General features: G+C 69.4%; 13 protein-coding genes. 4 read left to right on the forward strand and 9 right to left on the reverse strand.

Annotated elements, in window-relative coordinates:
- Entirely contained in the window at positions 1-1,233 is a 1,233-nt protein-coding gene (locus ABD172_RS03490) for a pyridoxal-phosphate dependent enzyme (protein WP_344306974.1), read from the forward strand.
- 26 nt (positions 1,234-1,259) lie between these two features.
- Here ABD172_RS03490 and ABD172_RS03495 read toward each other — a convergent pair whose 3' ends face one another.
- Both ABD172_RS03495 and ABD172_RS03500 read right to left on the reverse strand, forming a co-directional pair.
- Positions 1,260-2,060 (reverse strand): enoyl-CoA hydratase, encoded by an 801-nt coding sequence (locus tag ABD172_RS03495; RefSeq protein WP_344306976.1) that lies wholly within the window; start codon positions 2,058-2,060, stop codon positions 1,260-1,262.
- Positions 2,057-3,271: a CaiB/BaiF CoA transferase family protein gene (locus tag ABD172_RS03500; protein WP_344306978.1), complete on the reverse strand. Its 1,215-nt coding sequence runs from the start codon at positions 3,269-3,271 to the stop codon at positions 2,057-2,059. The genes ABD172_RS03495 and ABD172_RS03500 overlap by 4 nt, the downstream gene beginning before the upstream one ends.
- 122 nt (positions 3,272-3,393) lie before the next feature.
- On the opposite strand from ABD172_RS03500, the gene ABD172_RS03505 reads away from it, so the two are divergent.
- Together ABD172_RS03505 and ABD172_RS03510 are read left to right on the forward strand one after the other, a co-directional pair.
- The gene (locus ABD172_RS03505; protein ID WP_344306980.1) at positions 3,394-4,146 is read left to right on the forward strand and encodes a GntR family transcriptional regulator; all 753 of its coding nucleotides are present in this window, start codon (positions 3,394-3,396) and stop codon (positions 4,144-4,146) included.
- A 66-nt stretch (positions 4,147-4,212) separates the two neighbouring features.
- Complete coding sequence (locus ABD172_RS03510; RefSeq protein ID WP_344306981.1) at positions 4,213-5,553, forward strand: GntP family permease; 1,341 nt, start codon at positions 4,213-4,215, stop codon at positions 5,551-5,553.
- A 17-nt stretch (positions 5,554-5,570) separates the two neighbouring features.
- Here the strand turns inward: ABD172_RS03510 and ABD172_RS03515 are convergent, their stop codons facing one another.
- The 7 genes from ABD172_RS03515 to ABD172_RS03545 all read right to left on the reverse strand — a co-directional run bounded on the left by ABD172_RS03515 (position 5,571) and on the right by ABD172_RS03545 (position 10,273).
- Positions 5,571-6,023 carry a pilus assembly protein TadG-related protein gene (locus ABD172_RS03515; protein WP_344306982.1) on the reverse strand — a complete coding sequence of 151 codons (453 nt, stop codon included), beginning with the start codon at positions 6,021-6,023 and terminating at the stop codon, positions 5,571-5,573.
- Positions 6,020-6,490 carry a hypothetical protein gene (locus ABD172_RS03520; RefSeq protein ID WP_344306984.1) on the reverse strand — a complete coding sequence of 157 codons (471 nt, stop codon included), beginning with the start codon at positions 6,488-6,490 and terminating at the stop codon, positions 6,020-6,022. Before ABD172_RS03520 ends, ABD172_RS03515 begins: the two co-directional genes overlap by 4 nt.
- On the reverse strand, positions 6,487-6,921 hold the full coding sequence (locus tag ABD172_RS03525) for a TadE/TadG family type IV pilus assembly protein (RefSeq protein ID WP_344306986.1): 435 nt from the start codon (positions 6,919-6,921) through the stop codon (positions 6,487-6,489). The genes ABD172_RS03520 and ABD172_RS03525 overlap by 4 nt, the downstream gene beginning before the upstream one ends.
- Positions 6,918-7,181 (reverse strand): hypothetical protein, encoded by a 264-nt coding sequence (locus ABD172_RS03530; RefSeq protein ID WP_344307060.1) that lies wholly within the window; start codon positions 7,179-7,181, stop codon positions 6,918-6,920. Before ABD172_RS03530 ends, ABD172_RS03525 begins: the two co-directional genes overlap by 4 nt.
- A gap of 73 nt (positions 7,182-7,254) precedes the next feature.
- Positions 7,255-8,181: a type II secretion system F family protein gene (locus ABD172_RS03535; protein WP_344306988.1), complete on the reverse strand. Its 927-nt coding sequence runs from the start codon at positions 8,179-8,181 to the stop codon at positions 7,255-7,257.
- Entirely contained in the window at positions 8,178-9,050 is an 873-nt protein-coding gene (locus ABD172_RS03540; protein ID WP_344306990.1) for a type II secretion system F family protein, read from the reverse strand. The genes ABD172_RS03535 and ABD172_RS03540 overlap by 4 nt, the downstream gene beginning before the upstream one ends.
- Positions 9,047-10,273: a TadA family conjugal transfer-associated ATPase gene (locus ABD172_RS03545; protein ID WP_344306991.1), complete on the reverse strand. Its 1,227-nt coding sequence runs from the start codon at positions 10,271-10,273 to the stop codon at positions 9,047-9,049. The genes ABD172_RS03540 and ABD172_RS03545 overlap by 4 nt, the downstream gene beginning before the upstream one ends.
- A 436-nt stretch (positions 10,274-10,709) precedes the next feature.
- On the opposite strand from ABD172_RS03545, the gene ABD172_RS03550 reads away from it, so the two are divergent.
- Positions 10,710-12,053, forward strand: coding sequence for an MFS transporter (locus ABD172_RS03550; protein WP_344306993.1), 1,344 nt, complete (start codon positions 10,710-10,712; stop codon positions 12,051-12,053).
- The last annotated feature ends 33 nt before the right edge of the window (positions 12,054-12,086 follow it).

Below are 12,086 nucleotides of genomic sequence, written 5' to 3' on the forward strand. Positions count from 1 at the left end.
ATGAACAGCATGAGTGGCATGAACACCATGAGCGGCGCAGGAATCTCTCCCGGCACAGCTCGCCCGTGGGCCGTCAACGACCGGGACCGGACCTGGCGCTCGGCCGCGCCTGCGGGAACCGCGGAGCCCGGCCCCTCCGGAGAACCGACCGACGCCCCGCCCGCGCTCGCCTTCCACCGCACGATGCCCGGCTACGCCCGCAGCGCTCTCACTCCGGTGCCCGCCCTCGTGGACGCCTGGGGTGTGCGGCAGGTGCTCGTCAAGGACGAGTCGAACCGCATGGGGCTCCCGGCGTTCAAGATCCTCGGAGCGTCCTGGGGTGCCGCGTGTGCGCTCAGTGCCGCCGCCGGGGTGCCGCCGGTGTCCTCGCTCGCGGAGTTGCGGGCCCTCGCGGAGGGGCTGGGCGCCTCGGGCCGGGAGATCACCCTCGTCACCGCGACGGACGGCAACCACGGCCGGGCGCTCGCCCGGATGGCGAAGCTCCTCGGGGTGCGGGCGCGCATCGTGCTCGCCGGGGGCCTGCCGGCCTCCGTCGCCGAGGCGATCGCCGGCGAGGGTGCGACCGTCACCGATTCGGAGTCCACCTACGACGACGCCGTCGCGCAGGCCGCGGCGAGTTGCACCGGTCCCGACGATCTCCTCGTCCAGGACATGTCGTGGGACGGGTACGAGGACGTGCCGCGGGCGATCGTCGAGGGGTACTCGACGCTCTTCGCGGAGATCGACGAGCAACGCGGGGAGGACGGACAGGACGCGAAGGGTGATGATGCGACTGCAGAACGAGGGCGCTCGCTCGTCGTCGTGCCCGCCGGTGTCGGCTCGCTCCTCCAGGCCGGGGTGCAGCACTTCCGGTCCGCGCAGCGGTCCGATCTGCCGGTCCTCCTGTCCGCCGAGCCTGTCGGTGCGGCGTGTGTCGTCGCCTCGGTCGCGGCGGGGGAGCCGGTGAGCGCCTCGGCGACGGAGGCGACGACGATGGCAGGGCTCAACTGCGGCACGATCTCCGCCGCCGCCTGGCCGGTGATCCGGGCCGGGCTCGACGCCGCGATCGCGGTCACCGACGCGGAATCCGCTGCCGCCCAGCAGATCCTGCAGGACGCAGGAGTGCCAGCGGGACCGTGCGGGTCGGCGACCGCGGCGGCGGTGACGGCCGCGCTCGAGGTGCCCGGCGGCCGCGAGGTCCTCGGCCTCGACGCGGACGCGACGGTCGTCCTCGTGAGCACCGACGGGGTGTGACGGCGGGGAGTAGCCGCGAGTCCTGCCTACTTCCCCGTCCAGGTCATGTCCGTCTTGCCGAGGAACGCCTCGACGGCACCCGCGAAGTCCGCGCTGCCGTAGACCCGGGACACGACATCGGAGTCGTCGACCGGGTCGCCCGCGGCACGGGCGGCGATCCGGCGCAGGTTCTCCTTGATCGACCACTGCGTGAGCGGCGCCCCCGAGGCGAGGCGGTCGGTCCAGTACGCGGCCCGCTCGTCGAGGGCCTCGGCGGATTCCGCGACCTCGGTGAGGAATCCGCTCGTGAGCGCCTCCTCGGCCTTCACCGCACGGGCGGTGAGGAGCATCGAGGCGACCCGGGCCCGGCCGAGGACGCCGACGAGGCGCGCGAGAGTGCTCGCGGACAGCGTGTTCCCGAGCGTCCGGGCGATCGGCACGGAGAAGGAGGCGTTCGGTGCGGCGATCCGCACGTCCGCACACGCAGCGATCCCGAGTCCGCCGCCCACGCAGTGACCGTCGATGATGGCGAGGACGGGCTTCTGCGCGTTCTCGACGACCCCGAGGACCTCGTCGATCCGGGCCTCGTAGGCGACCCCGTCCTCCCCGGTGAACCCCCGGAACTGCGCGATGTCGGTCCCGGCGATGAACGCCCGGCCGCCGGCTCCGCGGAGGACGAGGACCCGGAGAGCCGGGTCGGCATCGAGAGTCCGGACCGCCTCGGCGAGGCCCGCGTACATCTCGAAGGTCATTGCGTTCCGGGCCTCGGGCCGGTTGAAGGTGACATGGAGCGCCGGCCCGTGGCGCTCGACGAGGAGGGGCGCCTCGGTGGCGTGAGGATCCGTCATGACTGCTGTCCTTCCTGTGTGTCGCCGTCCACCCGGGCGCCTGATACCTCCGCGAGCACTCGCTCCGTGTCCGCGCCCAGCGGGGGAGCCGGGTGGCTGCGGACGACCTCGGACCGGGAGAAGCGCATGGGGTTGCCGACCTGTTCGACGGTGCCGGCCGTCGGGTGCTCGGAGTTCCAGAAGAACCCGCGGGCGTGGAGGTGCTCGTCGGTGAAGACCTGGGAGTAGTCGTTGATGGGGGCGACGGGCACACCGACGCGTTCGAGTTCGGCGACGACGTCCGCGATCGTGTGTGCGGCGAAGCGCTCCTCGATGAGGGCGATGAGTTCCGGCCGGTTCTCCATGCGGAGAGGCGAGGTCGCGAACCGGGGGTCGCCCGCGAGGTCGGCGAGGTCGAACGCGCTGCAGAAGCGTTTCCACGTGGAGTCGGTGTTCGCGCCGATGGTGACGTACCCGTCTGCGGCGCGGACCGCCTGGTAGGGCGCGAGGGCCTGGTGGGCGGACCCGTTCGGCCTGCCGACGGCGCCGGTGGCGAACCAGCTGCCGACCTCCCACACGCCGAGCGACACCGCGGATTCGAAGAGGGAGACGTCGAGGTACTGGCCGAGGCCGGAGTCGCGACGTTCGTAGAGCGCGGCGAGGATCGCCATCGCGGTGTAGAGCGCGGTCGTGAGGTCGCAGATGGGGACGCCGACCTTCGCCGGGGGCGCGTCCGGGAACCCGGTGATGCTCATGAGGCCCGAGCGGGCCTGTGCCATGATGTCGAGCCCGGGCTGCGGGGCCAGGGGACCGTCCTGGCCCCAACCGGAGACCGAGGCGTACACGAGTGCTGGAAATTCCTCCCGGAGGTCCTCGTACCCGAGGCCCATCTTCCGCAGGGAACCCGGGCGGAGGTTCTCGACGAGGACGTCGGCGGACTTCAGGAGGGTGAGGAACGCGGCGCGGCCCGCGGGGGACTTGAGATCGAGCTCGATCGATTCCTTGTTGCGGTTCATCCGCATGAACGTGCTCGACTCGCCGGCGATGAACGGTGCGGAGGAGCGGACGGTGTCGCCGACGCCGGGGGTCTCGATCTTGATGACGCGGGCGCCGAGGTCGGCCAGTTGCGTCGTCGCGAAGGGACCGGCGATGAAGACGCCGATCTCGAGGACGGTGACGCCGTGGAGGGGTGGACGGGTTTTCTGTGGGGACTGAGAGGACTCCGGGGACACGCTTCACCTCGTTGTGTTGCAGGTCGTTGTGTTGCACTTCACTGTCGATTGTCTACAGTATGCGATGTGCGGTGCGTGTGCACGCAGAAATTCCACGCACACCGACCGAGTGAGGAGTGAACGTGGTGGCAGGGGAGGCAGCAGGGGAGAAGGACCCGATGCTCATCGAGAGCAGGAGTCTCGCCGAACTCGCAGCCGACCGGATCTCCGCACTCGTGTACCGGGGCGATCTCGCCCCGGGCTCCCGGCTCGTCGAGGAGGACCTGTGCAGGCGCCTCGGCGTTTCCCGGGCACCCGTCCGGGAGGCACTGCGCCTGCTCGAGGCGAACGGCCTCGTCGTGCGCCGTCCGCGCGCCGGGGTCACGGTGGCGCTGCTCGACCAGAACGACGTGTTCGAGATCCTCACGTTCCGCGCGAGCCTCGAGCACATGGCGGTCGACCACCTGTACCGCTGGGTCGGTGTCGGGAACGCGGACACGACCGAACTCGATGCGGCGCTCGCCGGACTCGGCGAGGCGTTCGGGACGGAGGACGACTTCGAACGTCTCGAGGCCAGTCACCGGTTCCACACCGCACTCGTCGCGCTCTGCGGCAACAGTCGCCTCATCGGCAGTTATGCGGGTCTCACGACCCAGGTGAAGGTGTGCATGACGATGAACCTCCGGCAGCGGGAGTCGATCGAGACCCCCGCGGACAACGTCGCACGGCATCGACTGCTGCGCGACGAGGTGCTCTCGGGCGACGTGGCCCGGGCGCACGCCGCGTTCGATGCGCACGGACACGACAGCTTCGCTTTCCCCCTCATCCACGCGCTGCCCGGCAGTACGCCGGCGGCGACGCGGTGGTTGGAGTCCCTCACACCCCGGGAGGACTGACCGCCCGCACGTGGGTACCCGCGGTTCGACGACGAACCGGATTCAACGACGAATCAGGAGTTCCCCATGGCCGATTGGCTCACCGTTCTGCACACCCTCATCACGGTGGTGGGTGTCATCGTGCTCATCGTCGGGGTGAAACTCGACCCGCTCTTCGCGCTCGTCATCGGCACCGTCTACCTCGGCCTCGCCACCGGTCAGGGGGCCGAGGGGACGGTCGAGATCATCACGACCGGGTTCGGGTCGATCATGGCGGAGATCGGCCTGCTCATCGTGCTCGGGGTACTCCTCGGGGCGATCCTCTTCCGGCTCGGGGCGATCGACGGACTCGTCGAGGTGCTCATGAAGGTCTCCGGGAGATGCTTCGCCCCCTACGCCCTCGGCGCGACGACCGGGACCGTTCTCCAGTCGATCTTCTCCGACGTCATCTTCGTCATCACGGCGCCGGTCGGCCGGTCGGTGGCGCGGCGCCTCGGGAAAGCGGGGATCGGCATCGTGTCGGCGTCGCTGAGCGCCGGCATCCTCTTCGGGCTCACGATGATGATCCCGAGTGTCGGATCGCTCGCCCTCAGCTCGCTCGTCGGGGTACCGATCCCACGGTTCCTCCTCTTCGGCACTGCGGTCGCCGTCGTCGGGATCGTCCTCACGATCCTCGTGATGAAACTCCTCTTCCTGCGGTTCGGGATGTGGGACACCGCGACGGACGAGGACCACACCGCGGATGCGCTCGACGAGCCGGCACCGGACGACGAGGGGGTGCGCCGGCTGCCGTTGTGGCTCACGATCACGCCCGTGTTCCTCGCGCTCGTCCTCATCGCGGGGGAGTCGGTGCTCACGAACATCGGGGTCGACATCCCCGTCATGTCGTTCCTCGGCAGTCCGACGGTGGCGATGTTCCTCGCCACGTTCCTCGCCTTCGTGCTCCTGCGGATCTCCCGGGACCAGGACTGCGTGAAACAGTCGATGAAGAGCGGGTTCACCGCGAGCGGGGAGATCCTCGCGCTCACCGGCCTCGGCGGATCGCTCGCGGAGATGGTGAAGTCGATCGGCCTCGGGGACATCCTCGGCGGGATGTTCTCCGAGGACGCGGCCTCACCCATCCTTCTCGCGTGGGTGCTCGCGGTCGTCCTCCACATCGCGATCGGCTCCGTGTCCGTCGCCTCGATCACCGCCGCCGGCTTCCTCGCCCCGGTCGCCGCGTCCACGGGCGTGGACCCCGTGCTCATCGCGCTCTCCGCCGCTGCCGGATCGCTCTTCTTCATGACGGTGCACAGCAACTTCTTCTGGATGACGAAGACGATGCTCGGACAGACGACGAAGGGCGCCGTGAAGTCCGTGAGCATCACGACGAGCGTCGGCAGCCTCATCGGCCTGGGGCTCGTGTTCGTGCTCTCGTGGTTCCTGTGAGGTGTGACGAGCCGCCTTCACCCGTACCGGAGCGCACCACGGGCCTCACCCGTCGCGGCGATCTCCATCTCGTAGGGCACGAACGGGGACAACAACACCGGGGAGTGGCGTGCACGCAGCTCGACGGAGACGCTCATACCGTCGTCGGTCCTCGTGCGGAGGTCGAGATCGGTGAAGGACTCCGCGGCGTCCACCGCGTCGAGGTAGGCCCCGGCGCCGTCCTCGACGATCTCATCGGTGAGGAGGATGCCGGGGATCGGGCTGTCCGCGGGGACGAAGGAGTTCGTCGCCGCGAGTGCCGCGGAGTCGGCGAGTGATCTCAGGCGGTTCTGTGCGAGAGCGATGTCCGTGATCGTCACCGCGAGGAACACGAGCATGAGCGCGATCGTCGTGAAGCCGATCCCGAGGGGCAGGACGGATCCCTCGTCGCTGCGGGACGGGCGCCGCGCTGCAATGATCGCCCTCCTCATCTCTGTGCCCTCCCGACGTGCGGGGACACGACATCGCTGTGGGAGCCGCGCACCGTGACATGGGGTGCCGAGTCCGCACCGAACAACAGGGGTGTGCCCGGAACGGGGATCCGGGCCTCGACGGTCGCCGTCACGTAGGTGCCGGCGGCGCGACAGTCCGCAGAACAGTCGAGGTCGATCGACCAGTGGACCTCCTCGAGCCCGAAGTCCTCGAAGTGCATGCGGGTCATGAGATCCGCCCGCACCTCGGCGGAATCCGGGTAGCGGGCCGCGGCGCGGGCGGCGTTCACCGCCGCCGCGTGTGTGGCGAAGGACCCGCCCTGGATCTGGGCGAGTGCGACGACGAGGTACACGACGGGCACGAGGAGGACGACCGTGACGAACACGAACTCGACCGTGCCGGATCCGCGGTCGGGCGCGGACAGGAACCGTGCGAGGGCCCGTCGGTACGACGCGAGCACGCTCATCCCGACACGTCCTCGGCGACGACCCGCCCCCGGAGTTCCCATGTGCCCACGGAGCCGAGCAGGCCGAGCACGGGGATCGGTGCGTCGACGGACACGGTGACGACCCGGACACCGTCCATCCGTGACTCCACTGCGCTCACGTCACGGGCGTAGGACTCGCCGATCGCCGCGGTGATGACCTCGCGCGTGTGGTCGACTCCGTCGGCGGGGGAGCGGTCGAGAGTTCCGCCCAGGCGCGCGCCGGCGATCGCCGCATCGATGACGGTGTTCCGCACGTGGAGGGCGAGTCCGAACTGCAGCACGCCCGCGAACACGAGCGAGAGCAGGCCGGCGATGAGCGCGAACTCCGCGACCGTCGAACCACGGTCACGCCGCCTGTGCCGGTCCGGGAGCCGGGTGCGGAATCCCCGCCGGCGCACCTGCGCACTCATTGCTTCGCGCGGACGCTGTTCATCGAGTCCGAGAACATATCCGTGAGCGCGTCCCCGGCGAGGGTCCAGAGGACCACGACGAGGCCGGCGGACATCATCGTGATGAGCACCCACCCGGGCACATCGCCGCGGTCCGAACGCAGGGTCCGGGCGCCTCGGCGGGGCTTCGCGAACGATGCGGCGCGGGAGAACGGGGACACGAGGAGGAGCGGGACGAGGGCGAGAGCGAGGCGGAACTTCGAGGCGAAACGGGTGAACATGACGGGATTCCTCTCGGTGATGTGCAGTCGGATGCTGAAGAGTCGGACGGGTGGACGTCGGCAACAGGAACGGTCAGGGCGAGATCTCGAGGACGGTGAGGGACGGGTACACCGCGAAGAGCACCGTGATGGGGAGGACGAAGGCGACGACGGGGACGAGCATCCCGACCTCCTTGCGACCGCTCATCTCCATGAGCCGCCGTTTGCTGTCGTCCCGGACGTCGGAGGCCTGGGCACGGAGGACCTCGGCGAGCGGCGTGCCACGGGAGATCGCGACCGCGACCCCGTCGACGAACTGCACGATGCTGCGGATCCCGGTCCGGCGGCCGACGTTGTCGAGTGCCTCGACGAGAGGGACCCCGGTCCGCGCCTCGGCGAGCGCGATCCCGAGTTCGTCGCTGAGCGCTCCCGACGTCGTGCGGCAGACCCGTTCGAGCGCGTCGACGGTGCCCTCACCCGCGGTGATGGAGAGCGCGAGCAGTTCGGCGACGGTCGGGAACTCCGCGAGGATCCGTTCCTCCCGGCGGCGGATCCGGGCCGACAACGCCCAGTCGTTGTACAGGTGCCCGCTCACGCCACCGAGAACGATGAGGAGGACCAGCAGGACCGGGTTGAATCCCCGGGAGATCCCGGACGCGGTCCCGAACAGCGCCCCCGCGACGACGCCGCACGAGATCCACAGGATCTGACCGGCGCGGAACCGTTCGACGGTCTCCGCCCCGCCCGAGCGGGCGATCCGACCGACGAGCCCGGCATCCGTCGTGAGGCGGGCAGCCAGCCACGATCCCCAGGTGCCGAGCGTGGAAGCGAGGATTCCCCGCACACCGCCGTCGGTCGGTTCCGCCGGAACGAACCGCGCGGCGATCTGCGGTTGGTCGCGCAGGTACGGAGCGATCCGGTCGGCGAGCGTCGGCCGCCGGAACACGGGCAGGCGGGAGACGGTGAAGGCGAGCGAGAGCCCGATGGACAGACCGAGGAGCACGACGAGCGCCGGATTCATCGCAGCACCCGTGGTTCGGCGGGAAGCCGGCCGATGCGTTTCATCACCGCATACGCGACGACGGAGACGACAAGACCCACGAGGAGGAGCGAGGCTCCCTGCGCGGTGTTGTACGCGGCCGCGGTCTCCGGACGGGTCGACAGCAGTGCGAGCACGATCCACGGTGCCGCGACCGCGAGTCGCGCTCCCGTCACCGTCCAGCTCTGCCGCGCCCGGAGCTCCGACCGGGTCCGTGCGTCCTCCCGCAGGAACGTGCTGAGGGTGCCGAGCATCGTCCCGAGGTCCGTGCCGCCGACCTCCCGGGTGACGACGAGCGCGGCGACGATCCGGTCGGCGACGGGGTCGGCACAGGCGGCCTTGAACCGTTCGAGGGACATCCGGAAGCTGCCGGTGGCGCGGTACTCGGCGGCGAAGACGGCGAACAGCGGTCGCAGGGTCTCCGGGCCGCGGACGGCGAGACCGCCGATCGCCTCGGGCAGGGACATACCGGCACGCACCCCCGAACCGAGGTGGTCGATCGCCTCCGGCCACAGCGCCCGCCGTTCGACCTGCCGGGACAGGGCCCGGTGCCGGACGTACACCGGAGGTGCAGTGGCGGCGATGAGTGCGAAACACGCGCTGATGACGGGACTCGAGGTGAAGAAGTACCCGAGGAGGAGGACGAGCGCCCCGACTCCGAGGGACACGAGGACGAGGTGGTGCGGGCGCATCCGCGGCAGGCCCGCGGTCGTGAGCATGTCCGCCGTGTCGACGACCCAGCGCGCCGGTTGCCTGCGGCGGGGTGGGTCGTTCCACGCCGACCACCATACGAGGAACAGGCCGAGTCCGATGCCGAGCCCGCACAGGGCACCGGCGAGCGAGGTGCTCATGCGGCCTCGAGGATCGCGTGGATGTCGTGCCCGGCCGCGGCGAACCGGTCGGCGAGGTGACTGAAACCGGTCCCGCGCACGAGGCGCCCCTCGGCGTTCGAGTGGAAGACGGTCTCGAGTTCCACCACTCCGGCCTCGATGCCGCCGGGCACGGCGACGATCTCCTCCACCCGCCGGGCGCCCCCGGAGTCGCGGCGCATGTGGACGACGAGGTCGACGCAACCGGCGACGGTCGGGGTGACGAACGCCGAACCGATGTTCGGGCCGGCGAGGAGGGGGAGGGTACAGAGTTTCGTCACGGCGGCGCGGGCGGAGTTCGCATGGATGCTGCCCATCGAGGGCAGGCCGGAATTCATCGCGACGAGGAGATCGAAGCACTCGGCTTCCCGGACCTCGCCGATGATGAGGCGGTCCGGGCGCATCCGGAGCGCCTCCTTCACGAGCTGGCGCAGCGTCACCTGCCCGGTGCCCTCGAGGGAGGGCTGACGGCACTGCATCGCCACCCAGTCGCGGCTGCTCACGGAGAGCTCGAACACCTCCTCGCACGTGATGACCCGTTCCCGGGCCGGCAGTTCACCGGTGAGCGCTCCGAGCATCGTCGTCTTTCCCGCCTGCGTCGCACCGCTCACGAGGACGTTGGCGCCGGCGATCACGGCGGCGTGGAGGAAGTGCGCGGCCGTCGGCGGCAGCGTTCCGTTCGCGACGAGGTCCCGCAGGCCGCGGGTGCGGGTGATGAACTTCCGGATGTTCACGGACGGATGCCGGCGCGTGATGTCGGGCAGGACGACGTGGAGCCGGGATCCGTCCGGCAGCATCGCGTCGACGAAGGGGGACGACAGATCGACCCTCCTGCCGGACGACCGGAGCATCCGCTCGATGAGATCGGCCACCTCGGCCTCGGTGAACGCCGTCGTCGTGAGTTCACTGACGCCCCGGCGGCTGATGAACACCTCGTGCGGACCGTTGAGCCAGATCTCCTCGACATCGGGATCGTCGAGGTACCGCTGCAGCGCACCGAATCCGGAGACCTCGTCGAGGATCCGATGAAGAAGACCATCGGGATCGGCGAGGAGGGGGAGGGACCCGGAGAGGGTGCGCTCGTCGTAGGCCGCGATCACCTCGGCGATGAGATCGCGGGTGACGGCGGGTTCGGTGCGCGGATCGATGCCCCGTGTACGAATAGCGTCCTTGACCTCGGTGGTGACGATCGTGGCTGCGTCCACGGAGAACTCCTGTCGATCCTGTGAAAACCTGCGAAAACCTCGGGTGAAACGTGGTCCCAAAGTAGCCTTCACGTGATGTGTGACACAGATGGAATTAGAAAATTGTGGACAACTGCGGGCAACCGTGTCCGTTTCGTGACCGAGTGTGCGGACCGGTTCGATTTGTGTGACTGATCGTCGAACGGGCGCCGAGGGTGCGCGAGCCTGCGGGTTTTCACCCACTTCGGTGCGTTGCTGTCGCGTGGAAACCATCCGGGATTCGGCAGAAGACCCAGGCTCACGTCCGTACGTCACCATTTCGTTATACGACCGGCGCAAACATTGGGTGAGAGCACGCAATTTCAGGTCACACGATGTCGCCAGAATCACCAGGACTCCCCTCGACGAACCGCCCGAGTACCCGGCGCACCCCACGCCGTCCAAGGAGATCCCCACCATGACCCAGACCGCACCCTCGGCCGGCCACGTGCCGGACGGCAGCAGCCCGGGCACCCGCATCATCGACACCGAGGAAATGCCCAAGGGCGCCGTCAAGGCCGTCTTCGCGAGCGCCTTCGGCAACCTCATGGAGGCGTACGACAACCTCGCCTACGGTTACCTCGCCGTCTACATCGGTCTGAACTTCTACCCCTCGGACGACCCGGCGACGTCCCTCCTCGCCTCCTTCGCGACCTTCGCGGTCGGCTTCATCGCCCGCCCGATCGGCACGATGATCTTCGGCCACATCGGCGACCGGTACGGACGCAAGGCCGCGCTCCTCATCTCCGTCGTCGGCATGGCGATCGTCACCACGTTGATCGGTCTGCTCCCGACGTACCACTCGATCGGCATGCTCGCCGCCGTCCTCCTCGTCTTCCTGCGGCTGTGCCAGGGTGCGGCGATGGCCGGCGAATGGGCGGGCTCCGCCTCCCTCCTCGTCGAGTACGCACCCAAGAGCAAGCGCGGCTTCTTCGGCTCGTGGAACCAGGTGTCCACCGCCGGCGGCTACGTCCTCGCCTCCGGCGTCGTCACCACCGTCACCTTCGTCTTCGACGCCGATCAGATGGCCGCCTTCGGATGGCGCATCCCGTTCCTCATCGGTGCCCTCACCGGCCTCGCCGCGATCGTGCTCCGCTGGGGCATGGAGGACACCCCCGCCTACCGCGCGGAGGAGGAGGCCGGCCACACCGTCAAGGCCCCGCTCGTCGTCGCCTTCACCCAGCAGTGGCGCGCGATGCTCCGCGGATTCGGCTTCACCGTCGTGTGGACCGTCGCCTACTTCTTCTTCCTCACCTACCTGCCGACCTTCCTCGTCGAGGTCGTCGGTGCCGACGAACGCTTCACCCGCAGCTCGAACCTCGCTGTCCTCGTGTTCTTCACGATCCTCATCGCGCCGATGGGCTGGCTCTCCGACCGGATCGGCCGTAAACCTCTCCTCCTCATCGGGTCCGGCGGGTTCGTGTTCCTCAGCTTCCCCGTCCTCTTCATGCTCACGACGAACAACGCGGTCCTCATCGTCCTCGGCCAGGTGATCATCGCCCTCATCCTCGCGGCGTTCTCCGGCGCCGGTATCGCGGCCCTGTCCGAGCAGTTCCCGACGAACGTCCGCTACTCGGCCCTCGGCATCGGCTACAACTTCGCCGTCATGGCCTTCGGCGGCACCGCCCCCATGGTCGGCACCGCGATCGTGAACGCCACCGGCGTCCCGGTCCTCACCGCGCTCCTGCCGACGGTCGCCGGCATCGTCACCTTCCTCGTCATCCTCTTCATGAAGGAGACGTACAAGGACGAGCTGCGCTGACGCGCACTCCTCCTTCCCCCTCCCGCCGCCGAG

It is taken from the genome of Brevibacterium samyangense (assembly GCF_039529845.1).
GTDB classification, from domain to species: Bacteria; Actinomycetota; Actinomycetes; order Actinomycetales; family Brevibacteriaceae; genus Brevibacterium; species Brevibacterium samyangense.